Below are 23,899 nucleotides of genomic sequence, written 5' to 3' on the forward strand. Positions count from 1 at the left end.
CTCACCCCCCACCCTCCCCCACCCCCACACGCCCCCCCCTCCCCCCCCTCCCCCCACCCCCCCCCCTCCCCACCCTCCCCACACTCCCCACCCTCCCCATCTCCCCACACTTCCCACACTCCCCATCTCCCCACACTCCCCACCCTCCCCATCTCCCTATCTCCCCACACTCCCCATCTCCCCATCTCCCCATCTCCCCATCTCCCCACCCTCCCCACACTTCCCACACTTCCCACACTTCCCACCCTCCACTCCCGAACAATACTCTGGACAAATGACAATAGTTGATAGTACCAATGTTCTATAGAGCAATCACTAAGAACGACCATTTTTTGTCAAGAGTCTTATGGAAAACCTCACATCTGCTCAACAAGAACTCTACGATTGGCTGGTTAATTATATTCGCATCTCACACCATGCCCCTTCGATCCGGCAAATGATGAGAGCAATGAACTTGCGCTCACCAGCACCGATTCAGAGTAGGCTGGAACATTTGCGTAGCAAGGGATATATTGATTGGACTGAAGGAAAAGCCCGGACGATTAGGCTGCTGCGGCATTGTAATTTGGGAGTTCCTGTATTAGGAGCGATCGCAGCCGGGGGCCTAGTGGAACCTTTCACCGACACAGTTGAGGAGTTGGATATATCTGGCTTTTTCTATCAACCAGGTAATTTTGCTCTGCGGGTTACTGGAGACAGCATGATCGAAGACCTAATTGCAGAAGGGGATGTGGTGATTATGCGACCAGTGCCTGATCCCGATGACATCAAGAATGGTCTAATTGTAGCGGCACGGGTGGATGGACATGGTACTACCTTGAAACGTTTCTATCGTAAGGGTGATAAAGTTACTCTTAAACCCTCTAATGCTAAATACCACCCCATAGAAATTATGGCAAAACATGTCCAGGTTCAAGGAGTATTAGTTGGTGTCTGGCGGGGATATGAGCAGCATCTAACACCCGCAGCGATACATTAGACTTCCCAACAGTTGTCGGGAATAGGGAACAGAGTTTCCTATTCCCATCGGCTATAATTACTAGTTATTACTTTTCCTCCTCATCTTCAATCGCTTCATCTAGCCGGTCATTAGCATCCTTAGCTAGCTTAACAAAAGCAATATTCGATGCTAATCCCACACTGGTAGTAACTATTCCATCAGATAGCTGTTTGGACATTAATAATCCTGCGCCTGCTAGACCTACAATCCCGCTTAGAATTGTAGCCCCGACAAGCAAGTTAAAGGAAAGGTTGGCTTGACGAATGCGCTCGTTCAAGTAGGTGGTTTCTGGGTCATATTCTTTGTTTGGTTTAGACATAATTTATTCAGCCTTTAGTTCAGTAACGCTCTTATCTCCAACTATAGGCTCTCAAAATTAATAATCTGGATTTGTGGGTCAAAGTTCACTTAGTTCACGGTCTTTACTATTGGTGAATCTCGAATAATATATCCGTAATTATTGTTTCACTGCTTGACAAACAATCGTGAAACTAGGGAATAGGGAATAGGGAACAGGGAACAGTTGCGTAGGGTGCGTTAGGGGCGGGCTAGCCATGATTTTGCGCCTCTTTCTGGTTGAAACAGCCCGCCCCGTAACGCACCATCATGAATAGTTGATGTAGGGTGGGCAGTAAGTATAATCGCGATGGTAAGCTTTGGAATTGGTATGATTACTGCCCACCCTACGATTTATTTTAATCTATTTTACAATTAATTTTCTGTTGGTGGGCAGTGCCGATTTAATTTACTACAAGCTTTGGAATTGGTATGATTACTGCCCACCCTACGATTTATTTTACTATTTTACAATTAATTTTCTGTTGGTGGGCAGTGCCGATTTAACTGAATACAACCTTAAAAATTGCTAGGAAGCACTGCCCACCCTACGATTTATTTTACTATTTTGGAATTTATTTTCTGTTGGTGGGCAGTGCCGATTTAACTGAATACAACCTTAAAAATTGCTAGGAAGCACTGCCCACCCTACGATTTATTTTACTCTATTTTACAATTAATTTTCTGTTGGTGGGCAGTGCCGATTTAACTGAATACAACCTTGAAAATTCCTAGAAAGCACTGCCCACCCTACGATTAATTTTACTCTATTTTACAATTAATTTTCTGTTGGTGGGCAGTGCCGATTTAACTGAATACAAGCTTTGAAATTCCTAGGAAGCACTGCCCACCCTACGATTTATTTTAATCTATTTTACAATTAATTTTCTGTTGGTGGGCAGTGCCGATTTAATTTACTACAAGCTTTGAAATTGCTAGGAAGCACTGCCCACCCTACGATTTATTTTACTATTTTACAATTAATTTTCTGTTGGTGGGCAGTGCCGATTTAACTGAATACAAGCTTTGAAATTGCTAGGAAGCACTGCCCACCCTACGATTTATTTTACTATTTTACAATTAATTTTCTGTTGGTGGGCAGTGCCGATTTAACTGAATACAACCTTGAAAATTGCTAGGAAGCACTGCCCACCCTACGATTTATTTTAATCTATTTTACAATTAATTTTCTGTTGGTGGGCAGTGCCGATTTAACTGAATACAACCTTGAAAATTCCTAGAAAGCACTGCCCACCCTACGATTTATTTTACTCTCCACATTATCCATATTTCGTAATAAAAAAAAATTTATAAATTCCTTGACAATATATTAATTTATAAATATATTAATATTATAATCCATTTAGAGGAATCACGATTCATGACCAAGAACATTCCGCCTAACTCCGATGACAATAACACCCCAGAAAACCCTGGTCGCAAACCTAAGCAAGTCAAGCTGATCTTGATCGGTTCTCCTGAAAAAGTTTGGAAGACAATTATTGCCCTTTATGGCCTTAAATACGCCTATCCCAACGAGTGGAGCACTCCGGAACCTACGGGGAAGCCTGATGAGATTATGACTTTTTTGATTCGCTATTTTTACGTAGACTAGGATAGTAATTTGCCAGGGTTTGACCCCCTGGCGACCATGAGTAAAATTTGTTTTGTGGAGGTTAGTTTACTGAGTTAGGATGTTGTTGTTTTGGATCAGTTGCTGACTTAAGCAATACTTGTAATGGCTTATATAATAGAATTCGGTCAAGCATTGGTTAACCAAAACTTGACCAATTTTTTTTGTATGTAAGGGAGCAGAGAGCAGTAGGGAAGTGTGTGGAGTGTGGAAAAAAACTTCACGTTACTTCACGGCACTTCACATGGGTGAAGCTCTATGAAGATTTTTGTGATTATTTTTTCACGGATAAACAAAATTTGTGAAACTATTGTCTCAATCTTACTCAACTACTAAATAATACTCTATAATAACCATAGGAATACCTACGGCACAAGCAGCGATCGCTTATGATTAGTAAAGAAGCCTTCGAGGAAAAATATAAGAACATGCCCTCGAAAAGGCGAAAAGTATTGGAGGCTATGGTTGGTGGCCAGACAGATGAAGCAATCAAAGACGAGGTGCTAAACGTCTATGATAAATCTAGTGTAAGAAAGCATATTGAACAAATCTATAAAGACTTTGGTATTAAAGCTAATCGTTCTAATTGTCGTTGGGAATTAGTTGAAATCGTTTATACCCATAAGCCTGAGTTAGTAGCTGATAAAGTTTTAAAAAAGTACGAGTTACCATCGTCTCCAGCTAGAGCTAATCAAAAGATATATATTGACCGCCCACCCATTGAAGCTCGTTGTTATCAAGAAATTGTCAAACCGGGAGCGTTAATTCGGATTAAAGCGCCGAAACGGATGGGCAAAACCTTACTGATTCATAAGATTATTGCTCATGGGGAAAAACAGAATTATGAAAAGATTTATTTAAACATGAATCAGCTCCCTTTCACTAACTTAGATATATTTTTAAACTCGTTTTGCTTGCAAGTTGGGAAAAAACTGAAATTGCCCAATCAGTTGCAGACCTATTGGGATGATAGTTTATTTACCAGTGTAGACAACTGCACCACCTACTTTGAAGAGTATTTGTTAGACTCTTTAGAAAGTCCGTTGGTGTTGTGCTTGGATGACCTTGATCGAGTGTTTAAGCATCAAGAGATTGCGGAAGGGTTTCTGCCCTTGCTCCGTAGTTGGCATGAGAGTGGCAAGTTTGAGGATAGTTGGAAAAAACTGCGGTTGGTGGTGGCTCATGCCACGGAAATTTACATTGATTTAGATATAAATAAGTCGCCGTTTAATGTAGGATTACCGATAGAGTTACTAGAGTTTAGTGATCAGCAGGTTAACGAGTTTGCCCAGGGTTATGGTTTGACCTTGTCTGTGGATTCAGTAACGAAACTGATGGCAATGGTGGGGGGACATCCTGATTTATTGTCCCAAGGGTTTGATTATCTTAAAAATAACCAACCAGCCGAAAAAACCCTGGATACTCTTTTGGCTTTAGCCCCCACAGAAGCCGGAATTTATGGCAGTCATCTGTACTTACTGTTAACTAGTATTCAAGAGCATCCCCAATTGCTGGACGCTGTTAAACAATTAGTTAGTACACCCAAACCGGTGCGCCTGGATGCTACTATCACTCGGAAGTTAGAAAGTATTGGACTAGTGCAACGCCATGGCAATGATTGTAGTTTGATATCTAATTTGTATCGTCAGTATTTTAGCGATCGCATTTTAGGGAATAGGGAGTAGGGAGTAGGGAGTAGGGAGTAGGGAGTAGGGAGTAGGGGTAATATCATTATTATCAACATAGCAATAAGTACGATAACAATGAGCAAAACTATCTTTAACTATACCTAATTATTGAAAACTACTTGTTCTCTATCCTATCTCGCCAGACTTCCCAGACTTCCCAGACTTCCCACACTTGGTACACTCTTATCACTGCTCCCTACTCCCTACTCCCTGCTCCCTAAAACCCAGAAATTTGTACCTCACCGAATTGCAAACCGCTGTAATGACCAATCAACAATCAACAGTCTATAAAGTTGGAGGTAGTTTACCTCAAAATGAACCCACTTATGTGACCAGACAAGCTGATCACGAGCTTTTTCAGGCATTGATGGCTGGGGAGTTTTGTTATGTGCTCAATTCCCGACAAATGGGTAAGTCCAGTTTGCGGGTGCGAACCATGGAAAAGCTCACAAAGGCGGGAGTCGCTTGTGCCTCTATTGATGTTACCAGGATTGGCAATGACGTAACCTCCGAGAAGTGGTATGGCAGTTTGATTAGAAGTCTTGCCAAGAGTTTTGAATTAAAGGGAAAAGTCCAGGTAATTCCTTGGTTAAAAGAGCGTGAAATATTCTCGCCAGTGCAGTGGTTAGATGAGTTTATTGAGTCGGTTATCCTAAACGAACTAAGTCAACCGATTGTTATTTTCCTTGATGAAATTGATAGTATTATTAAAGTTAAGTTTAAAGATGATTTCTTTGCGTTAATTAGAGCCTGTTACAATCAACGAGCCGAAAATCCAGCTTACAATCGTCTAAGGTTTTGTTTACTGGGGGTGGCAACTGCCGCAGATTTAATTCAGGATAAACAGCGGACTCCGTTTAATATTGGTCGAGATATTCGGTTGACTGGGTTTACCTTTGAGGAGGCCAAACAGCCTTTGGTTCCGGGTTTGGAAGGTAAAGTTAATAATCCTGAACAGGTCTTAGGTGAGATAGTAGACTGGACGGGGGGACAACCGTTTCTTACCCAGCGCGTGTGTCGTTTGGTGGTCGAGACTTCGGAATCGGGCAATAGTCTTTCCCTAGACCAGATAGTGCGTAGGCAGATCATTGACAATTGGGAAGCCCAGGATGAACAGGAGCATTTGAAGACTATACGCGATCGCATTCTCAGGAATGAGCAACGGGCTGGGATGCTGTTGGGTTTGTATCAGCAAGTGTTGGATCACGGGTGTATAGCTGCTGATGGGAGTCAGGAACAGACGGAGTTAAGGCTATCGGGGCTGGTAGTTGAGCGCCATGGTTGTTTGGAGGTTAACAACCGGATTTATGGTGAGGTTTTCAATTCCGATTGGGTCAATCAAGAATTGGCTAGACTGCGCCCCTACTCTGAGGCGTTTACCGCTTGGCTTGATTCTGGGTGTAAGGATGAGTCTCGATTGTTGCGGGGGGGAGCATTAGACCAGGCGGAACAATGGTCGAAGGGAAAAGCCTTAAGCGATTTGGATTCCCAGTTCTTAAGAGCTAGTCAGGTTTTAGATAAGCGAGAAGTGCAAAAGGCTTTGGCGGCTGAGAAAGAGGCTAGTGAGATATTAGCCAAGGCCAAACAGGAAGCGGAAGCGTTGTTAGCAGAAGCCAAATTATTGACACGACTAGAACGGAAAGCCCTCGGTATTTTACGACAGTTACCGGATAATAATGTTTACTACGGCACCAATACAACAGGGGAAACCCTTTTGTACCAGGCCATGGAGAATGGGCAAGATCTATTCAATATAGTAACAGATGGTCGCCCCCTGGAGCAATATCCTGCTACTAGTCCTATAAATGTCCTCCACCAGAGTATTAGTCAATTTCGAAAAGGGGCTGTGCTCACCGGGCATCAGGACTGGGTAGATAGTGTAGCCTTCAGCCCGGATGGACAGAGGCTGGCCACTGCTTCAGGGGACAACACTGCCAGAATTTGGGACAACCAGGGCAATGAAATTGCCGTGCTCACCGGGCATCAGGACTGGGTAGATAGTGTAGCCTTCAGCCCGGATGGACAGAGGCTGGCCACTGCTTCAGCAGACGGCACTGCCAGAATTTGGGATAACCAGGGCAATCAAATCGCCGTGCTCAGCGGGCATCAGGACAGGGTAACGGATGTAGCCTTCAGCCCGGATGGACAGAGGCTGGCCACTGCTTCAGCAGACGGCACCGCCAGAATTTGGGACTTACAGGGCAATCAAATCGCCGTGCTCAGGGGGCATCAGGACAGGGTAACGGATGTAGCCTTCAGCCCGGATGGACAGAGGCTGGCCACTGCTTCAGCAGACGGCACTGCCAGAATTTGGGACAACCAGGGCAATGAAATCGCCGTGCTCACCGGGCATCAGTCTAGGGTATTAAGTGTAGCCTTCAGCCCGGATGGACAGAGGCTGGCCACTGCTTCAGCAGACGGCACCGCCAGAATTTGGGACAACCAGGGCAATGAAATCGCCGTGCTCAGCGGGCATCAGTCTAGGGTATTAAGTGTAGCCTTCAGCCCGGATGGACAGAGGCTGGCCACTGCTTCAGCAGAGGGCACCGCCAGAATTTGGGACAACCAGGGCAATGAAATCGCCGTGCTCACCGGGCATCAGGACTCGGTATTAAGTGTAGCCTTCAGCCCGGATGGACAGAGGCTGGCCACTGCTTCATCGGACCACACCGCCAGAATTTGGGACAACCAGGGCAATGAAATCGCCGTGCTCACCGGGCATCAGTCTAGGGTATTAAGTGTAGCCTTCAGCCCGGATGGACAGAGGCTGGCCACGGCATCATGGGACCACACCGCCAGAATTTGGGACAACCAGGGCAATGAAATCGCCGTGCTCACCGGGCATCAGAACTGGGTATTTAGTGTAGCCTTCAGCCCGGATGGACAGAGGCTGGCCACTGCTTCATCGGACCACACCGCCAGAATTTGGGACAACCAGGGCAATGAAATCGCCGTGCTCACCGGGCATCAGTCTAGGGTATTTAGTGTAGCCTTCAGCCCGGATGGACAGAGGCTGGCCACTGCTTCAGCAGACAAAACCGCCAGAATTTGGGACAACCAGGGCAATGAAATCGCCGTGCTCACCGGGCATCAGTCTAGGGTATTTAGTGTAGCCTTCAGCCCGGATGGACAGAGGCTGGCCACTGCTTCATCGGACCACACCGCCAGAATTTGGGACAACCAGGGCAATGAAATCGCCGTGCTCACCGGGCATCAGGACAGGGTAACAAGTGTAGCCTTCAGCCCGGATGGACAGAGGCTGGCCATGGCTTCAGATGACAACACCGCCAGAATTTGGGACAACCAGAGCAATGAAATTGCCGTGCTCACCGGGCATCAGTCTAGGGTATTTAGTGTAGCCTTCAGCCCGGATGGACAGAGGCTGGCCACGGCTTCATTTGACAACACCGCCAGAATTTGGGACAACCAGGGCAATGAAATCGCCGTGCTCACCGGGCATCAGTCTAGGGTATTAAGTGTAGCCTTCAGCCCGGATGGACAGAGGCTGGCCACTGCTTCATTTGACAACACCGCCAGAATTTGGGACAAAAAGGGCAATCAATTAGCCGTACTCACCGGGCATCAGAACTGGGTATTAAGTGTAGCATTCAGCCCTGATGGAAAGACCCTGGCCACTGCTTCAGCAGACGGCACTGCCAGAATTTGGAAGGTGGAAAGTTTAGGTGAGCTGCTAGCTAGGGGCTGTGAATTGCTGGAAGATTACTTTGTTAGGAATCCTGGAGCTAAAGAGAAGTTATGGGTATGCCAGGAAGAGGGAATAGGGAACAGGGAATCGGGAGTCGGGAGTCGGGAATCGGTTCAACGTTGAGGTTCAGAGGTTCAACGTTGAGGTTCAGAGGTTCGTTCACAACTGATCAATTTCATCCACACTCAACCCAGTATATTGAGCAATATCCTTCAGGGGTAACCCTGCTGCCTTCATCTGTTTAACAACCTTTTGTATACCTGCTTGTTCACCTTCTTGTCTACCTTGTTCAAGACCTTCTTGTCTACCTTGTTCAAGACCCTGTTCAAGACCTTCCTGAATCAAGGTTTGATTAACACTGTACATATCCCGGTACACCTTCAGACTATCCTGGTACAGGGCTTGCTCTTCAGAGGAGAAATTGGCAATTTCGGCCACCTCAAATAGCTGGGCAAAAACATTCCCTTGCAACGGTTCAGGGGGAGCATTACAGCTGGCGAGATGCCTCAATAAAAATAACCACTTATCAAAATGGGTTTCTAGTTGATCAACAGATTTAGTAAATTTTGGTAGTTCCACATAGATGAATTTCAACTTATCGTAGAACACTTCACACCGCTGATTTTTTAGCTCTACCACATGCAACAGTTCTGAATCCTGCTTATGGTCATCAAAACAAAAATCCAGAATACCGACGGTGTAGACTGCCCTTAGCTTATAATTCCAATTTCCCTGTTGCGCCTGTTCTTGGATGGGGAAAGTGGCATAGTAAACACTGCGGTCTTTGAAGAACGTTTGTTTTGCCTTTTGCATTTCCACAATGAAGCGTTCACCGCTTGTGCTCTGGCAATAAATATCAAAAATTGCTCTTCTGTCTACTAAGGTGTTACCCAGGAACTCGGGATTCTTAATGGTGACATCCTGAATCTGATGGTGAGGAGGCAACAGCGTATTCAAGAAATCAATCAACAGTGCCTTATTTGGCTCAGTGCCAAAGACGCGCTTAAAACCGAAATCCGTGAGCAGATCAATATATTTATCTGGCAAGGGGAAAACCATAGCAAAAATTCAGATCAATAAGAAGGTATTTTTATTAGCTTTAATTTCGTCTATCTCCCTATTTCTGGATTGGCTGCATCTTTTTGATTTTACTAAAAAACTATGCAGCTGTTGCCCCTATTGCCTATTGGGGTGCATCTCACCTTTGCTGTTTGAACCGTTGGGTGGAACGGGCATCAGTCGTGGAACAGGCTTCCAGCCTGTGGCAATTTTCGGAAGGGCGTTCCAACACTTTGTGGAACAGGCTTCCAGCCTGTGGCAATTTTCGGAAGGGCTATCCCAACACTACGAGGCAGAAAATCAGTGCGAGCCCGTCCCAACACACCCTACGGCTGTCAAGAAATTACAGACCGTTCCCACAAAAATTTTCTTTCAGACTCTTTAATCGGTACATCATTAATACTAGCTTCCCGTCTCTTCATTAAACCATTTTCAGCAAATTCCCAGTTTTCATTACCATAAGCTCGATACCAAAACCCAGAATCATCATGCCATTCATATTCAAAGCAAACTGAAATCCGATTATCCATAAAACTCCAAAGTCGTTTTCTCAGGCGATAATCTAATTCTTTTGCCCATTTGCGCTTCAGAAACGCAATTATTTCTTCTCGACCACTAATAAATTCGGCACGATTGCGCCATTCCGAATCAATGGTATAAGCGAGAGCAACTTTCTCGGGATTGCGGGTATTCCAGGCATCTTCAGCAGCTTGAACCTTAGCGGTTGCACTTTCTAAGGTAAAAGGAGGTAGGGGTGGTTTAGTTTCCATAGATAGATAGCGGTTTTAAATTTGGTGAGGTACAAATTATAGGCTTTTAGGGAACAGGGAACAGGGAACAGGGAACAGGGAGTAGGGAGTAGGGAGTAGCGATGCAGCGCGGTCTTGGGGGTTTCCCCCATGAGCGACTGCATCAAGACGGGAGTAGGGAGTAGGTAAGAGGGAAAACAATCCTGTGTACCTGATAGTTATGAAAAACGCTGATAGCACCTCAAGTAGCGTGCGCGTAGCGCATTAGCTTAATTATTATAGCGGTTTTTAGTCTAATGAGGTACACATAATTTTTGGCCTGTTCCCTCTTCCCCTCCTGGGAGGGGTTAGGGGTGGGTTACTCTTCCCTATTCCCTATTCCCTGTTCCCTGTTCCCTGTTCCCTAAAACCAGAAACTCTGTACCTCACAAAATTGAAAACCGCTATAACAAACTCTAAACAAGACAGGCTTGGAAATCTTGACGAAATTGGTTTTCATCAAGATTGCGGCCAATAAAGACTAACTCATTTTTTCTGGTTTCTTCTGGTTTCCAAGCACGGTCGGGACGACCCTCAAAAATCATATGTACTCCCTGGAAGACAAATCGATTCTCTTCTCCCATCACATTAAGAATACCTTTCATTCTGAAAATATTTTGCCCTTGGCTCTGTAATAATTCCGTTAGCCATGTGTTTAATTTTTCCAAATCTACTGCTCCTGATTCTACAATGGCAAAGGAAAAAACGGATTCATCATGTTCATGAGCATCTTCTCCTAATAAGTCCGGGTCAATGTCTAGAGCTTGTTTAAGGTCAAAAGCCCGCACCCCTAACACTGAATCCATATCAACTTCTGAGTTTTGGGTACGATAAATTTTGACTAAACCATTCATGGCTTTGATTTTTTGCTCTAATTCCTCCAGTTGTTGAGGGTCTACTAAATCAATTTTATTGAGCAAAATCACATTAGCGAAAGCAATTTGTTCCTGGGCTTCATCACTATCCCAGTGCTCTAAAATATGCTTAGCATCAACTACCGTTACCACGGCATCAAGGTCTAACTGGGTTTGAATCTCTTCATCCACAAAAAAGGTTTGAATTACCGGGGCAGGATCAGCAAGCCCAGTGGTTTCAATCACTAAATGGTCAAACTTATCCCGTCTCCGCATCAAGTTACCGATGATTCTAATTAAATCTCCCCGCACGGTACAGCAAATACAACCGTTGTTCATTTCAAAGATTTCTTCATCGGCATCGATAACTAACTTATTGTCAATACCAACTTCCCCAAATTCATTAACAATTACCGCTACCTTTTTACCATGCTCGTAGGTCAAGATATGGTTGAGTAACGTAGTTTTTCCGGCTCCTAAATAGCCAGTTAAAACCGTGACGGGTATAGCGTTATTTACAGTAGTTGCAACCATGACTAGTATAATGAATTAGTTGTCTAAAGTTTTTGGTAAGCATATGCGCTACGCGCACGCTGCGCGAACAGCCGTCAGTGGTCAGCCGTGAGCTAAAAGCTCACGCTACGCGAACAGTTTAAAATAAACCTCTTTCGTGGCACAGGCTTCTAGCCTGTGAAGCATTAGCTGATAGCTGATAGCTGATAGCTGATAGCTGATAGCTTACAGTTTTTGGATGTCTAGTTCTTGAATTTGTTCTATGGATTGATGAATCTTGTATTGTTGCGGAGGTGTTGTCATGATAGCAATCACGGTTTCTAAGGGAGGGCAATCTGGTTCATGGCATTGTAGCTGACTAACCGAAATAGGTATTTCCGGATCTATTGCCAAGTGCTGATAAACCCAGTTTTTGATTTCCCTAATTTTAGCTGAATTAGTTTTAGACTTAGAGGTTTGAAATAAGTTCATTGTTATTAACCAAATCCCCGACTGGAACTGGAAATAGAATTTTGCCAAATTATTACTTCACCATTTTGCCCTCCGGCAGCTAAATAGTCTCCAGTAGGGTTCCAAGCTAAACAAGAAAATTTTATTTTTCCGCTAAGTATTTTGTTTAGCTTTTTAGCCTTTGACCATAGTTGAATACCACCATCATTACTAGCGGAAGTTAGTAGGGATGAATTGGGGGCAAAGGTAATTGCTTGTATGGCTTGATCATGTTGTAACACAAGATTTTCCCAGTTGTTGATTTCGTTGTTAAACTGCCACACAATTACCGCATCTTGACAAGACGCAGCTAAAACTGGATCAGAAGTATTGGACCAAACAACTTTACTGACTTTGCCGGGAAATCCCTGCATTAACCAGGGGGGAGGATTACCCCAGTGAAGTACAGAAATAGTGCGGTCTAGATTGCCTGAAGCAAGATAGTCACCATGGGATGACCAAGCACAGTCTAGACTAGCTCCAGGGACTTCAAGCATTTCTGGTGGCTCTGACCAGTTGTCAATGTTCCAGACTTTAACACTACCATGGCCACTAGCAGCAAGGAATTTACCCTGGGGATGCCAAGCTATATTGAAAACTGATGAGTCTGCAAAGTTTAACTCTGCCATTAATTGCCCTTGGTTAACATCCCAAACCTTAACCTGGCGATTTACGGCAAAGGCTAATAGATTTTTTTGGGGATGCCAAGCTAGGGAGTCAATCCAAGCGTTGCCCTGATCCAGGGTTGTATTTAGCGTAAACTTGGGGGAATTGACCCCCAATTGCCAGATACTAACCTTGCCTTTCTGTCCAGCAGTGGCTAGATAATTGCCATCTTGGGAAAAGCCCACACAGTCTAGGGTATAGTCATTGCTGGCTGTCAAAATTTCCAAATTACCCTGTTGCCATAACGCCAGTTCTCCTGCAGCAGTAACAATAGCTAGATAATTACCTTGGTTTGACCAAACTAAGGCTGTGATGTACTCAGACAATTGCCGTTTATCTAACTGTTTTAGTGTGTTCGTGGTTTTGGATTTAGTTGACACTGATTCCCTGGTATAGCACTACACATTAAGATTAGTAGCGTAGGGTGCGTTAGGGGCGGGCTCCCCTTGATTTTCCCTCTCTTGACATCGGTTGAGAGAGCCCGGCCCGTAACGCACCACCGGGTCAAACACCATGCATTGAAATGCACCTGGATAATTTACGTTTACCCCGACAGCATTAATCATCCTAAGCTACCACTTTTTGTAGGGTAGGAATTTACCACACATAATGATTTGTACGCGATCGCCTTTCGGGTCTTCTACTTTCTCTACTTCTATGGAAAAATCAATAGCACTCATAATCCCATCCCCAAACTTCTCATGGACCACCGCTTTAACAGGCATACCATACACTTGCATAATTTCGTAAAAGCGGTAAATTAGGGGATCGGTAGGAATTTGAGGGTCTAGGGAACCCTTGAGAGGTGGCACAGTTAATTCTTCAGCTACGGATTCTGGTAAACCCAAAGCGGTGACTAGTTTGGTCGCTTCCTCCATATCTGCGCTAGCTTGACGATAGATTACAGAAGCAACCCAAGTTTCATCCCTACCTACAACTTTTTCCAAATCTTCAAAGGTGAGTCCTTTTTCTTTTTTTGCGGCTAACAACTGTTTAGTAATTTCTGCAATTGCCATAATTATTGATGTCTCCTGATTTTTGGTCTTTGGTATTTTACACTGTAAGCATTCAGCTATCAGCTTATGTGCTACGCACACGAGTGCGCGAACAGCTATCAGTTTATGGGCTACGGCTGAAGGCTAAAGGCTGAAGGCTTACTAGCTGACGGCTGACCGCTGACGGCTGAATGCTTACTTTACACTAACGGAGGATTTTTAGTGAATTCTCGCTTCTTCTACCGCTCTAGTTTCCCGATATAGATGGTTTTCCATTTCCTGTTTCAGTTCCATATAGGCAGGATGATGCTCAACCGTAGTGCGATCGCGTGGACGGGGGAAAGGCACTTCAAGCACCTCATCAATGCGCGCCGCAGGGCCTTTGGTCATCATGACAATCCGGTCGGATAACAACAGGGCTTCATCAATGCTATGGGTAATCATAATGGCAGTTTTACGCTGCTGCTCCCAAATGCGCTCGATTTCATCCTGTAAAAAGCCCCTAGTCAGAGCATCTAACGCACCAAAAGGTTCATCCATTAACAAAATTTGGGGATTAATAGCTAAAGCTCTCGCAATACCTACTCGTTGTCGCATACCCCCAGATAGTTCGTGAGGATGTTTGTTCTCTGCTCCGGTTAAACCCACTAGTTGGATATTTTCCTTAATAACCCGTTTTTGCTCCCTCGCAGAAATTTTAGGATAGACAGTTTCCACCGCAAACCTAATATTACCTTCCACAGTCATCCAAGGCATAAGGGCATAGTTTTGAAAAACCATACCCCGGTCAGGTCCTGGTTGAGTCACAAGTTGCCCATTGATAATCACTTCGCCACTAGTGGCGGAACTCAAACCCGCGATAATATTCAGCAAGGTGGACTTACCACAACCAGACGGGCCAATAATCGACACAAACGTGTTGTGCTCAATATCTAAATTGATATCTTCGATAGCGACAAAGTCTGCAGAAGATTGGCCAGTGATTTTATCAAACCAACCATGCTTACCGGGGAACGTTTTTGAAATATGACGTAATGAAATTTGAGCGTCACTGTCATTGTCACTAATGACCTTACGGCCCTTGGAAGAAAAAGAAGTACTCATCTGTCCGCCTCCCTGGAGACTCCCGCTATAATCTTTGATTTAGCGGTGTTTGAAGTTACCGTAAGGAGATTGGAGCCTTTGTGGTTGGTAGTCTGTGAGTTAAAGTTTAAGTCTGTTGTAATAAGGCTCCAATCTCCTAAGGTTTCGTCTATAGGAAAGGGAGGACAAAATTTAATTTGTATAGGCATAACCATCCTTCCTGTGAATAAATTTGCAATATTTGTGACTGATTCCTTGTACCAGCCCTGATTTAGTTGAGATGTTGAAATATCCTGATTTTCGAGTGGCTACTCGCCCAACGTAAGTACCGACCTTCTTTCCTTTAGTCACCACGGCTCGTACAATATCGCCTGTTTGGAAACCTCTGTGAATTTTAGTTCTTGAACAGTGACGGATGGGAAATCCATACTTGTTGGTTCGACAAAGCTGACGAGTTCCATGACCTTTGGCGGCAATCAGTAAAGGATGGGTTACTTCAACAATCAATGTTTCAACTTTTCCAACATTGGCCGCATCTAACCAATGAGTTTTTGGAAGGTTTTGACGACATCGATTGAACTTAGTTAATCCGCCGCTGCTTACTTCAACAGGCAACCCGGTTGACTTTAGGTTGTGGTACAACTTCCAACGAGTTACATTAACAGAAGCCGCATCAGCCAAGGGGCGTTTAGCTTGATTGAGTATGCGTTTCAAGATGCTAGGTTTCTTAGACAAGAAAAGCTCAATGTCTTGGCTGGATTTAGCCTGATTACATGGGTGACATGCTATAGCTAAATTAGAAACCCGATCGGAACCGCCTTTAGACTTTGGTTTGATATGCTCAATTTCTAACTGAGTACCTGTTGTCCCACAATAAGCACATTTACGATTCCATTTTTCAAGCAAATATTCCCGAAGTTCGTAACCGTAAAGTGTACCCTGCTGATACTCGACTCCAGATATCTCAGGATTTTGCAACTTCTGGGTGTCGAATCTTACCAACTCTTGAGATATGCCTATAACAGGACACAATCGAATCAGCTTCTTAACCCAAGTTAAAATGTTTTTAACTCTAGACATCAGGCTAGGAGCTAGCCAACCTTTTGGTCTAGTTCTATTAAGAAACCTGGGCTTGCGGTATCGAGTCTTACGATTCCGTCTACTACTCCTTAATTGCCTGCGAGAGGTTAAAGCCTCCCGTATTTTAAAGCCCCTATGGGTAAGTTCTGCTCCCCAAATTACTCGCTGTCCTTGGACAATAGCTAAACCGCTTGTTTTTGCGCCAGGGTCTATTTTGAGTTGATGCTCGTGAGTTACTGGTTCCTTTATTTCCTCCGTCAAAATTATAGTAAATGGGTAACGACGATAGACCTTTGCCTTCCCTGTCGAGAGTAAAATTATAGCCCTCGCTGGTTTACATGGATCTAATGGTTGTCCCTTTTTGTTAAGTACAAATACACGCATAATTGTGTTTTCTCCTATTGCTAGGGTAAAGTTAGCTTCGTCAAAGTTATTTCTCGGTACTTTCCTAATTACACTGGCTTAACTCAATTACACCTGTTTAATAATTAGGTTCTAGAGCTGGGGACTAGCTACGCATCCCCAGGTAGGAACTTAAACACTTAGAAATAACGTAGTTTTTTGAAAACTTAGACTGGTAAACTTTGAGCTGGAAAGCTCCCGCTATACTCGTGGGTGAGTTAGCGGTGAGTTGTTTACGAGGAGTTTTTACCGAAAGAAACCAGTTTTTCAAAATAGGCAAATATTTGATCAAGGACAATACCCACAATCCCAATAATAAAAATGGCCACGAGAATATTGGGTATGTAAAGGTTATTCCACTCATTCCAAATGAAGTAACCTAAACCCGTACCCAATAGCATTTCTGCTGCCACAATCACCAACCAAGAAATCCCCATACTAATTCTCAAACCAGATATGATGTTAGGTAGGGCAGCGGGAATAATCACCTTAAAAATCGTACGCCATTTAGAAGCGCCCAGAATTTTAGAAACATCAAGGTAATCTGGGTTAACATTGGCCACACCAAAAGCCGTGTTAGTTAGGGTTGGCCAAATACTAGCAATGGTAATAATGAAAATCCCTGTCATCTCTGAGTTCCGGAATATATACAGCCCCAAAGGTAACCAAGCCAGGGGAGAAACCGGTTTAAGAAGCTGGAAGTAGGGGTTAAAGGCTTTAAAGGCAATTTTGGAAATACCTACCAAGATTCCCAAAGGCACAGCAATGATTGACGCTAACGTGTAGCCAATCGCTACTCTCCGCAGGCTAATTAACAAATTCCAACCAATACCCAAATCATTAGGTCCATTGTCATAAAATGGATGGGTTACCCAATACCATAATTCCTTAATGGTTAGGGAAGCCGTGGGCATACCCTTAGCAAAAATCTTCATCTTTGCTCCTAATTCCCAAAACAGTAAAAATATGCCTAGGGAAAGGATAAATAGCAACAGAGCTCTGAAGTTTTCATTTTCAAAGATTGTGAGTTGTTGTTTTTTGTGAGTTACGTTTTTGGGTATTGATGTCATGTTGTAATTGCTTTTATCTGCAAAGAGCTTGGTGAGGTAGACTTCGTCAGCTTAAGCGCTACGCGCACGCTACTTGAGGTGCTATCAGCTATCAGCTATAGCAAAGGGAACAGGGAACAGGGAGTAGGGAACAGGGAACAAACATTCTCTCAATTGATTTAGGATTGCTATATCAGCTATCAGCTTTTGAATAAAATAAGCTGTTCGCGTAGCGTGGCCAACGGCCAACGGCTGACGGCTGACGGCTGACGGCTGACGGCTGACGGCTGATAGCTGACGGCTAAATGCTTACCTTTAAAAACCGTATTTTTTAATTTGTTCATCCACATACTCTTGGGGTTTAGCTGGATCAAAAGTGTCAAATTCCAAGGTTTCTGTACGGTAAATTTCTGTAGGTGGAGTTTGTCCCACTTCCTGAGCCAATTCCCTAGCTAAATCTGTAAGAAAAATTTCTTTACCCACTTCATCATACTTTTCAGAGGTGATAGCTGATTTGACTTTTCCATCTCCTTGCAAATCCCAACGCACTAACTGAGAAGAAATCCAATTCGCAAAGCTCTGCCAAGGATAGGGATCAAAATCAATTCTGTCTGGTACAGCTTTGGTGTTACCTTGACCATCTTCAAAGTTACCTGTTAGTACAGCTTCCACCACTTCCACCGGCTGGTTCAAAAAGGCTCTTTCGGAGATGGCTTTGGCAATTTCTGGACGATTGGCTGGGTTACGGGCATAACCTGCAGCTTCGATAATTGCTTTATTGAGGGAGCGGAAAGTGTTGGGGTTTTCCTCAATCCAAGCATCGCTGGCGGCAAAGGCACAACAAGGGTGTCCTGGCCATAACTCCTTGGTAAGTTTGTGGATAAATCCAGCGTCTTCATAGACAGCCCTTTGGTTAAAGGGATCGGGCATCAAGTAAGCATCGATATCCCCTGCAACCAACTGAGCAATACTATCTGGTGGAGGAACAGGGCGAATTTTGACATCTTTATCAGGATCAACTCCGCCAGTGGCCAAGTAGTAACGCATTAAGAGGTTGTGCATGGAGTAAGGAAAAGGTACACCGATGGTGAAGCCTTTGAAATCGGCGGGACCGTTAATTTTACCTTTGTATTTGTTAGCTACAGTAATGGCTTGACCGTTAATGTTCTCGATACTGGCTAGTTTAACTCCAAAGGTGGCGGAACCTAAACCCAACGTCATGGCAATAGGCATGGGGGCTAGCATATGATAAGCATCCAGTTCTCCTGCGATCGCAGAATCCCTAACCGCACCCCAGCTAGGCATTTTTACTACTTTGGCATTAAAACCATACTTGGAGTAGAACCCTAAAGGTTCAGACATAATAATAGGAGTGGCACATGTGATCGGGATAAACCCAATTTTAAGGTCTGTTTTTTCCAGACTGTCTACATTTGGTGGTGGTTGATTCTCCCCGGTCTTTAAATCCTGAGTTTGCTGTTTAGAGGTACAGTTGGCTAGGGTAACTAATGCAGCACCTACTGCTAAATTTTTCAAGAAGCGGCGGCGGCTGAAACTATTGTAATGCCTTACATCCCCGAAAAATTCTCCAGCTTTAGGACCAAAGGCAGCGGCAAAAGCATTTTCGATACCACCAGCTTGTTTAGCTAGCTCTAAAACTAATTGCTCCCTCTTCGGGTCCCCTTTACCAGCTACTTTTAGCTGTCCGGCAAAAGAAGCCCCACACAAATATGCGTAGCATAGGTGTGGGATTAATTTTGCACAGGGTATTATAAAATTGCTATAATATATTTACTGATAAACAAAGCCGAAAATGCTGGTTTGTCAGCCACAAACGTTCCTTAAAAATAGAACTTATTGTATTGTTCCGGCGCGGAGGGGCATCCCGTGTCGTTAATAAAGCTTGCCGAGTATCCGAACCGTTGGGTGGAGTTGGCAAGAAGCCCACACTGAACTCAACGAGTCAGTGTGGGAGTATGTCACTAGCAGTGCCTTTCTAATATCAGCAGCATTAACCGCATCTGCCATCTTAAACGTATCGGGTTTATAAACTCCCATTTTTGTGAGGTCTTCGATCATATCCACTGGATCGTTAGGCATATCTTCTGCCATAAATTTCCAGTGTTCAGCAGTCATGTGGACGCCACCACAAATCATACACCATAGATCTAATTCACTCAGATTACCTCTTTGGGAATCGAGGTTACCCCATTTTCCCGTTGCCTCTGTAACTGATGAAATTACCATAACTACATATATATGTTGATGTAGTTAGGTTAGGGCTGATGCTTCCAAGTCTTTTGTAGCTAAAAGTACATAAGCCTCGATTTTTTTTGCATCTACCGAAAATCCTGTGCTATTTTAGAACCTTCTTTTCCCGATTCCCGATTCCCGATTCCCGATTCCCGACTCCCGATTCCCGATTCCCGATTCCCGATTCCCGATTCCCGATTCCCGACCCGCCCCCAATCCGAATCTGATATGATATCTCAATCCGTGAGCAGCAACCGGAATTTATGCAACTCGTTGATTGGCTGATTGTCCTAGTTTACTTAGTCTTGTCCCTAGGGTTAGGACTATACCTCTCTCGCAAGGCTTCCGGCAGTCTTGTGGATTTCTTTGTTTCGGGGCGATCGCTCCCGTGGTGGTTAGCAGGTACCAGTATGGCTGCCACTACTTTTTCTATTGATACCCCCCTCTACATTGCCGGGGTAGTTGGCAATCGAGGCATTGCGGGCAACTGGGAATGGTGGAGTTTTGGCATATCCCATCTGATCATGATTTACATCTTTGCCCGGATGTGGCGACGGTCAGAAATTGTGACTGATGCCGAACTCACCGAAATCCGTTATGGTGGCTCCATCGCTGCCCTATTACGGGGAACCAAAGCCTTTCTGTTTGCTGTACCAATCAACTGTATTGCCATTGGCTATGCCATGCTAGCCATGGTGAAAGTGGTAGGTGCTCTAGAAATTTGGCAAAGCCTTGGTATTGCGCCCGAAGCCAGTAGTGTAAAACTCTGGAGTGTATTGGGAGTAAGTGTTCTAGTCTTAGTCTACGCTGGCTTTGCTGGACTGTGGGGCGTAGTAGCTACGGATTTCTTCCAATTCTTTTTTGCCCTACTCGGAGCAATCATAGTTGCTGTAGTTGCCATTAACCATGTCGGTGGTATTCATCAACTAATCCCAAAAGTGCAACAAGTCACCCAACAGGATGTACTCGCCTTTTTTCCCCTCACAGTTGGTTCTGGAGGGATTAGTTGGAGTGAAACCGCTGGGATCAGTGCTAGCACATTCTCTGCCTATGTGTTCCTGCAATGGTGGGCATGGCGTCGCAGTGATGGGGGTGGTGAATTTGTCCAGCGCCTGGCCGCATCTAAAAATGAAGCAGATGCCGAGAAAGCGGCTTGGCTATTCAATATCTTTCACTATGTAATCCGGACCTGGCCCTGGATATTAGTTGCCCTAGCCGCAATGGTAATCTATCCAGATTTGGCAGACCGGGAATTGGGGTATCCCAAACTGATGCTAGACTTTTTGCCACGAGGGATGCTGGGGATAGTGGTAACCTCCCTGATTGCCGCATTTATGAGTACTGTTTCTACCTCCATTAACTGGGGAGCCTCTTATCTTACTAATGACCTCTATTTGCGCTTTGTGCATCCCCAAGCCACAGAATCAGAACTGGTCTTAGTGGGGCGGATTGCTTCAGTGCTGGTCACGGTTTTAGGAGCAATTGCCGCCTTCTTTGCCACAGACGTTGCCACCGTGTTCCGGTTAGTAATTGCCATTGGTACCGGACCGGGATTAGTGTTAATGTTACGTTGGTTCTGGTGGCGGATTAATGCTGCTGCGGAACTAACCGCCATGGTTGCTGGTTTTGTAGTCGGGTTTGGTACCAGTGTCGTGCCAGTTATTCAGATTCCTGACTTTGGTTGGCGTCTGCTGGTAACTGCTGGAATTACTGGTGTTTTGTGGATAGTGGTGATGTTACTCACGCCACCAGAATCTGATACCACCTTAGATGAATTTTATCGACGGGTGCGTCCAGCCGGGCCTGGCTGGAAACGTCAGCAGCTTCGCACCGGTTTAGCCCCAATCCAGGATTTGGAACACGATCTAAAACGGGTGCTAGCATCGATATTGCTAATGTTTGGAGCAATGTTAGCCATTGGAGGATTTTTGTTGCTAAAGCCCTTGACCGGTTGGGTTTCTCTGGTAATAGCCGTTCTAGGATGGATGTGGCTGCGTCAGATTAAAGGGAGTAGGGAGTAGGGAACAGGGAACAGGGAATCGGGAATCGGGAATCGGGAATCGGGAATCGGGAATCGGGAATCGGGAATCGGGGAAGAGAGGGGAGTGTGGGGAGAGGGGGGAGTGTGGGAAGTGTGGGAAAGATAGGGAAGTGTGGGGAGTGTGGAGATAGGTAATTGCAACGACTATACTATTAAAGCGGTTGTCATAATTATCAGGTAAAGTCAATTTTCTTATCCCGATTCCCGATTCCCGATTCCCTACTCCCTACTCCCTATTCCCTGTTCCCTTAAAAAAACCATAGTTTGACAAGTCATTTTAAAACTATGTTAAAAACTGTAAATATCCAAAACCCTTTAGTAATCGTCCTGGTTATCGTAATTTTAGTAATCGGGGTGGTATTTTTTATCTACTCTCAAGCCCAGAAAAAAATGACCGAACCGAAACCATCTAACTACGAACTTTGTCGTAACGAGGAGATAAATCAACCTAGCTATTATCCCGTAAATCAGACCCTATCATCAAGTCTTTATCAACCCGTTAGTGAGTGGATCGGACGACTGATCGAGCTGCCAAAGGAGGAACGAACAACGGATGATTTGGTACTCTTTGAAGTCTACCATACTGCTCCTGAGTATCAGCATTTGGTAGGACAGATTGTGACCTTAGGATGGAGTAAGGATGCTCCAGGGATCCAAGACTATGTGAAGCGAGTTACCACAGATATTAATTTTAATCAAGCCACGATAGATAGCATCACAGGCGGCACTATCCATCCGGTTCGATTAAATAATCTCAATCAAGTAGGTCCCCTGGAATCGTTGGCTGCAGCCAGACCTGACGATAATGTGATTGTCATGGTAAACAATCCAGTTGTGACTGAGTCAGAGACAAGGACATCTTTGACTATTGCCGAAGACCCAGTGCAAATTACCGGTCGCTTCTATGGCTTAGTTACCATTATTAAGCGGGAGACACTTCAAAGCGATCGCTTTGAAGTGTCTCCCGCTTAATAAAGACTCAAAACAATTTGATGGACCTCAAGAAATTATTCGTATTCCTCAAGTGGTGGCTGACCGGGATGGCATCCCTAGATCTACCAATTCCCAGATTGAAGACTCTCCTCTAAATAGCGCTGGTTGGTATATTTATGGTGCTCAGGATCCTGACGGCATTTTTGTTACCCAAGGGATTGAACCTAGGGCTTTGATGATGCTAGAGCCAGATCAAGTAATTTTGGGAGTTGAGGAAGGGGTAACTTACATTAAGGAAAAAAATTGGGAAAATACCGAACAGCAAAAAGGTACTGGCAACACAGTTCTGCTGGATCCTTTAGCTGAAGAAGCAGAGGCGGCGATATCCCGTTGGCAAGAAGGAGACCGGGGAATTGTCATCCATCTTTTTGGGGGAATTGGTGGTAATAAAAAAGATGAACGTGCCCTTTTTAATATGGTAAGCGGTCACTTTGCCTATGGTATTGCTCATGTAGTGCGTGACCCATTAAGCGATGAATTACGCTTTGATATAGAGTACGATCAAGTTTATGCTAGTAACCCCGATGGCATTGTTTCAGGGTCAATCAAATGGCCGAACTATATGGGAAATTTGCAGCGGGGTTGGTTAGGCAATCGACCTGTTTCTGATGTGATTGTTAAGTTGGATGCAGTCACCCAAGACTACGAGTTTGGTGATATTAAACTATCACCCTTGGACGAATTGAAGCATCAGTTACAAGTAATGATGGCTCGCTACCGCACCGGGGATGGTGACGGTGCAGCATTGGTTTCACCAGCAGAATCCTGTGTGCAAGACTCCAATCAAGCGCTTTATGTAGCAATCCAACAGATAGAAGATGAAGTGAATGCCAATCCTGAAATTCAAGAGTGGTTGAAAAGTCATCCAGATCATCCCCAAACTCAACGATTTCAACAATTATCCGAGTTGGGACAAGCACTAGAAAAACAACTGACTCCCCTAGGAATTGTTCGTAGTGACTGGAAGGAAAATGCTGAAACCTTGGTGGGAGTTGCTACCAGTGACAATCCCATTATCCCGATCATTAGAGGACTTACTAGCTGGCGCACTATACTACCACGACGTGGTCATGACGAAATCGCTAATCTTTTGTTAAACCATGGCGCTAAACTTTGGGTTATCCGCACTAATCAAGTGGGAGGATTCGATCCCGATATTATCCCCTATGCTCCGACTACGTTATTTTAGAATGAAGAATGAAGAATGAAGAATGTAGAATGAAGAATGGAGAATGGAGAATGGAGAATGGAGAATGAAGAATGGAGAATGA

Annotated in this window: 29 protein-coding genes; 9 read left to right on the forward strand and 20 right to left on the reverse strand. The window is 44.5% G+C overall.

What is annotated here, in order from left to right; translation table 11 throughout:
* Window positions 1-185, reverse strand: a 185-nt coding sequence (locus F6K49_RS16215; RefSeq protein WP_293098251.1) for a hypothetical protein, incomplete at its 3' end; no start/stop codon positions are given.
* The gene (locus F6K49_RS16220) at window positions 157-297 is read right to left on the reverse strand and encodes a hypothetical protein (protein WP_293098254.1); all 141 of its coding nucleotides are present in this window, start codon (window positions 295-297) and stop codon (window positions 157-159) included. The genes F6K49_RS16220 and F6K49_RS16215, both read right to left, overlap by 29 nt.
* A 49-nt stretch (window positions 298-346) precedes the next feature.
* On the opposite strand from F6K49_RS16220, the gene lexA reads away from it, so the two are divergent.
* On the forward strand, window positions 347-979 hold the full coding sequence (gene lexA, locus F6K49_RS16225; RefSeq protein WP_293071535.1) for a transcriptional repressor LexA: 633 nt from the start codon (window positions 347-349) through the stop codon (window positions 977-979).
* Window positions 980-1,046: 67 nt separating this feature from the next.
* Here the strand turns inward: lexA and F6K49_RS16230 are convergent, their stop codons facing one another.
* Complete coding sequence (locus F6K49_RS16230) at window positions 1,047-1,319, reverse strand: hypothetical protein (RefSeq protein ID WP_293071534.1); 273 nt, start codon at window positions 1,317-1,319, stop codon at window positions 1,047-1,049.
* A 1,398-nt stretch (window positions 1,320-2,717) separates the two neighbouring features.
* Here F6K49_RS16230 and F6K49_RS16235 point away from each other — a divergent pair.
* Together F6K49_RS16235 and F6K49_RS16240 are read left to right on the forward strand one after the other, a co-directional pair.
* Window positions 2,718-2,951, forward strand: a complete 234-nt coding sequence (locus F6K49_RS16235; RefSeq protein WP_293098258.1) for a hypothetical protein — start codon at window positions 2,718-2,720, stop codon at window positions 2,949-2,951.
* 407 nt (window positions 2,952-3,358) lie between these two features.
* Entirely contained in the window at window positions 3,359-4,654 is a 1,296-nt protein-coding gene (locus F6K49_RS16240; protein WP_293098261.1) for an AAA-like domain-containing protein, read from the forward strand.
* On the opposite strand, the gene F6K49_RS16245 is transcribed toward F6K49_RS16240, so the two are convergent.
* Window positions 4,615-4,740, reverse strand: coding sequence for a hypothetical protein (locus F6K49_RS16245; protein WP_293098264.1), 126 nt, complete (start codon window positions 4,738-4,740; stop codon window positions 4,615-4,617). The genes F6K49_RS16240 and F6K49_RS16245 overlap by 40 nt on opposite strands.
* A gap of 89 nt (window positions 4,741-4,829) precedes the next feature.
* Between F6K49_RS16245 and F6K49_RS16250 the strand changes: the two genes are divergently transcribed.
* Window positions 4,830-8,486, forward strand: coding sequence for an AAA-like domain-containing protein (locus tag F6K49_RS16250; protein ID WP_366514194.1), 3,657 nt, complete (start codon window positions 4,830-4,832; stop codon window positions 8,484-8,486).
* 36 nt (window positions 8,487-8,522) lie between these two features.
* On the opposite strand, the gene F6K49_RS16255 is transcribed toward F6K49_RS16250, so the two are convergent.
* The 8 genes from F6K49_RS16255 to cynS form a co-directional block, all read right to left on the reverse strand.
* Window positions 8,523-9,422: an Rpn family recombination-promoting nuclease/putative transposase gene (locus F6K49_RS16255; protein ID WP_293098267.1), complete on the reverse strand. Its 900-nt coding sequence runs from the start codon at window positions 9,420-9,422 to the stop codon at window positions 8,523-8,525.
* A gap of 139 nt (window positions 9,423-9,561) precedes the next feature.
* Entirely contained in the window at window positions 9,562-9,684 is a 123-nt protein-coding gene (locus F6K49_RS16260) for a hypothetical protein (RefSeq protein ID WP_293046172.1), read from the reverse strand.
* A 73-nt stretch (window positions 9,685-9,757) separates the two neighbouring features.
* Complete coding sequence (locus tag F6K49_RS16265) at window positions 9,758-10,192, reverse strand: nuclear transport factor 2 family protein (protein ID WP_075905743.1); 435 nt, start codon at window positions 10,190-10,192, stop codon at window positions 9,758-9,760.
* A gap of 36 nt (window positions 10,193-10,228) precedes the next feature.
* The gene (locus F6K49_RS16270; protein WP_293098270.1) at window positions 10,229-10,372 is read right to left on the reverse strand and encodes a hypothetical protein; all 144 of its coding nucleotides are present in this window, start codon (window positions 10,370-10,372) and stop codon (window positions 10,229-10,231) included.
* Between the two features lie 254 nt (window positions 10,373-10,626).
* On the reverse strand, window positions 10,627-11,598 hold the full coding sequence (locus tag F6K49_RS16275; RefSeq protein ID WP_293086171.1) for a GTP-binding protein: 972 nt from the start codon (window positions 11,596-11,598) through the stop codon (window positions 10,627-10,629).
* 204 nt (window positions 11,599-11,802) lie between these two features.
* Window positions 11,803-12,048 carry a hypothetical protein gene (locus F6K49_RS16280; protein WP_293098273.1) on the reverse strand — a complete coding sequence of 82 codons (246 nt, stop codon included), beginning with the start codon at window positions 12,046-12,048 and terminating at the stop codon, window positions 11,803-11,805.
* A gap of 5 nt (window positions 12,049-12,053) precedes the next feature.
* The gene (locus F6K49_RS16285) at window positions 12,054-13,112 is read right to left on the reverse strand and encodes a hypothetical protein (RefSeq protein ID WP_293098276.1); all 1,059 of its coding nucleotides are present in this window, start codon (window positions 13,110-13,112) and stop codon (window positions 12,054-12,056) included.
* Window positions 13,113-13,304: 192 nt separating this feature from the next.
* A complete protein-coding gene (gene cynS / locus F6K49_RS16290; RefSeq protein WP_293092175.1) occupies window positions 13,305-13,748 on the reverse strand; it encodes a cyanase in 444 nt (147 codons plus the stop codon).
* Window positions 13,749-13,756: 8 nt separating this feature from the next.
* Between cynS and F6K49_RS16295 the strand changes: the two genes are divergently transcribed.
* A complete protein-coding gene (locus F6K49_RS16295; protein ID WP_293098280.1) occupies window positions 13,757-13,882 on the forward strand; it encodes a hypothetical protein in 126 nt (41 codons plus the stop codon).
* Between the two features lie 64 nt (window positions 13,883-13,946).
* Here F6K49_RS16295 and F6K49_RS16300 read toward each other — a convergent pair whose 3' ends face one another.
* The 7 genes from F6K49_RS16300 to F6K49_RS16330 form a co-directional block, all read right to left on the reverse strand.
* Window positions 13,947-14,831: an ABC transporter ATP-binding protein gene (locus F6K49_RS16300; protein ID WP_070391211.1), complete on the reverse strand. Its 885-nt coding sequence runs from the start codon at window positions 14,829-14,831 to the stop codon at window positions 13,947-13,949.
* 171 nt (window positions 14,832-15,002) lie between these two features.
* Window positions 15,003-16,274, reverse strand: coding sequence for an RNA-guided endonuclease IscB (gene iscB / locus F6K49_RS16305; RefSeq protein ID WP_293098283.1), 1,272 nt, complete (start codon window positions 16,272-16,274; stop codon window positions 15,003-15,005).
* A gap of 251 nt (window positions 16,275-16,525) precedes the next feature.
* The gene (gene ntrB / locus F6K49_RS16310) at window positions 16,526-17,362 is read right to left on the reverse strand and encodes a nitrate ABC transporter permease (RefSeq protein WP_293055885.1); all 837 of its coding nucleotides are present in this window, start codon (window positions 17,360-17,362) and stop codon (window positions 16,526-16,528) included.
* Window positions 17,363-17,446: 84 nt separating this feature from the next.
* Entirely contained in the window at window positions 17,447-17,590 is a 144-nt protein-coding gene (locus F6K49_RS16315) for a hypothetical protein (RefSeq protein ID WP_293098285.1), read from the reverse strand.
* Complete coding sequence (locus F6K49_RS16320) at window positions 17,542-17,685, reverse strand: hypothetical protein (protein ID WP_293098355.1); 144 nt, start codon at window positions 17,683-17,685, stop codon at window positions 17,542-17,544. The genes F6K49_RS16315 and F6K49_RS16320 overlap by 49 nt, the downstream gene beginning before the upstream one ends.
* On the reverse strand, window positions 17,657-19,069 hold the full coding sequence (locus F6K49_RS16325) for an ABC transporter substrate-binding protein (RefSeq protein WP_293098287.1): 1,413 nt from the start codon (window positions 19,067-19,069) through the stop codon (window positions 17,657-17,659). The genes F6K49_RS16320 and F6K49_RS16325 overlap by 29 nt, the downstream gene beginning before the upstream one ends.
* A gap of 165 nt (window positions 19,070-19,234) precedes the next feature.
* Window positions 19,235-19,588: a hypothetical protein gene (locus F6K49_RS16330; RefSeq protein ID WP_293098289.1), complete on the reverse strand. Its 354-nt coding sequence runs from the start codon at window positions 19,586-19,588 to the stop codon at window positions 19,235-19,237.
* A gap of 86 nt (window positions 19,589-19,674) precedes the next feature.
* Between F6K49_RS16330 and F6K49_RS16335 the strand changes: the two genes are divergently transcribed.
* Entirely contained in the window at window positions 19,675-19,821 is a 147-nt protein-coding gene (locus tag F6K49_RS16335) for a hypothetical protein (RefSeq protein ID WP_293098291.1), read from the forward strand.
* Window positions 19,822-19,857: 36 nt separating this feature from the next.
* Complete coding sequence (locus F6K49_RS16340) at window positions 19,858-21,615, forward strand: sodium:solute symporter family protein (protein ID WP_293098293.1); 1,758 nt, start codon at window positions 19,858-19,860, stop codon at window positions 21,613-21,615.
* On the opposite strand, the gene F6K49_RS16345 is transcribed toward F6K49_RS16340, so the two are convergent.
* Window positions 21,591-21,776 (reverse strand): hypothetical protein, encoded by a 186-nt coding sequence (locus F6K49_RS16345; RefSeq protein ID WP_293098295.1) that lies wholly within the window; start codon window positions 21,774-21,776, stop codon window positions 21,591-21,593. The genes F6K49_RS16340 and F6K49_RS16345 overlap by 25 nt on opposite strands.
* Before the next feature lie 144 nt (window positions 21,777-21,920).
* Here F6K49_RS16345 and F6K49_RS16350 point away from each other — a divergent pair, with 144 nt between their 5' ends.
* Together F6K49_RS16350 and F6K49_RS16355 are read left to right on the forward strand one after the other, a co-directional pair.
* The gene (locus F6K49_RS16350; protein ID WP_293098297.1) at window positions 21,921-22,607 is read left to right on the forward strand and encodes a hypothetical protein; all 687 of its coding nucleotides are present in this window, start codon (window positions 21,921-21,923) and stop codon (window positions 22,605-22,607) included.
* Window positions 22,588-23,817, forward strand: a complete 1,230-nt coding sequence (locus F6K49_RS16355) for a hypothetical protein (protein ID WP_293029833.1) — start codon at window positions 22,588-22,590, stop codon at window positions 23,815-23,817. The genes F6K49_RS16350 and F6K49_RS16355 overlap by 20 nt, the downstream gene beginning before the upstream one ends.
* Window positions 23,818-23,899: the final 82 nt, after the last annotated feature.

This window comes from Moorena sp. SIO3I6 (assembly GCF_010672095.1).

Bases quoted from the DNA above. Each gene is read 5' to 3' on its own strand.
- lexA (WP_293071535.1), top strand. From the start codon at position 347: ATGGAAAACCTCACATCTGCTCAACAAGAACTCTACGATTGGCTGGTT.
- F6K49_RS16230 (WP_293071534.1), bottom strand. From the start codon at position 1,319: ATGTCTAAACCAAACAAAGAATATGACCCAGAAACCACCTACTTGAAC.
- F6K49_RS16235 (WP_293098258.1), top strand. From the start codon at position 2,718: ATGACCAAGAACATTCCGCCTAACTCCGATGACAATAACACCCCAGAA.
- F6K49_RS16240 (WP_293098261.1), top strand. From the start codon at position 3,359: ATGATTAGTAAAGAAGCCTTCGAGGAAAAATATAAGAACATGCCCTCG.
- F6K49_RS16255 (WP_293098267.1), bottom strand. From the start codon at position 9,422: ATGGTTTTCCCCTTGCCAGATAAATATATTGATCTGCTCACGGATTTC.
- F6K49_RS16265 (WP_075905743.1), bottom strand. From the start codon at position 10,192: ATGGAAACTAAACCACCCCTACCTCCTTTTACCTTAGAAAGTGCAACC.
- F6K49_RS16275 (WP_293086171.1), bottom strand. From the start codon at position 11,598: ATGGTTGCAACTACTGTAAATAACGCTATACCCGTCACGGTTTTAACT.
- F6K49_RS16280 (WP_293098273.1), bottom strand. From the start codon at position 12,048: ATGAACTTATTTCAAACCTCTAAGTCTAAAACTAATTCAGCTAAAATT.
- cynS (WP_293092175.1), bottom strand. From the start codon at position 13,748: ATGGCAATTGCAGAAATTACTAAACAGTTGTTAGCCGCAAAAAAAGAA.
- F6K49_RS16295 (WP_293098280.1), top strand. From the start codon at position 13,757: ATGTCTCCTGATTTTTGGTCTTTGGTATTTTACACTGTAAGCATTCAG.
- F6K49_RS16300 (WP_070391211.1), bottom strand. From the start codon at position 14,831: ATGAGTACTTCTTTTTCTTCCAAGGGCCGTAAGGTCATTAGTGACAAT.
- iscB (WP_293098283.1), bottom strand. From the start codon at position 16,274: ATGCGTGTATTTGTACTTAACAAAAAGGGACAACCATTAGATCCATGT.
- ntrB (WP_293055885.1), bottom strand. From the start codon at position 17,362: ATGACATCAATACCCAAAAACGTAACTCACAAAAAACAACAACTCACA.
- F6K49_RS16320 (WP_293098355.1), bottom strand. From the start codon at position 17,685: ATGAACAAATTAAAAAATACGGTTTTTAAAGGTAAGCATTTAGCCGTC.
- F6K49_RS16330 (WP_293098289.1), bottom strand. From the start codon at position 19,588: ATGGTAATTTCATCAGTTACAGAGGCAACGGGAAAATGGGGTAACCTC.
- F6K49_RS16340 (WP_293098293.1), top strand. From the start codon at position 19,858: ATGCAACTCGTTGATTGGCTGATTGTCCTAGTTTACTTAGTCTTGTCC.
- F6K49_RS16350 (WP_293098297.1), top strand. From the start codon at position 21,921: ATGTTAAAAACTGTAAATATCCAAAACCCTTTAGTAATCGTCCTGGTT.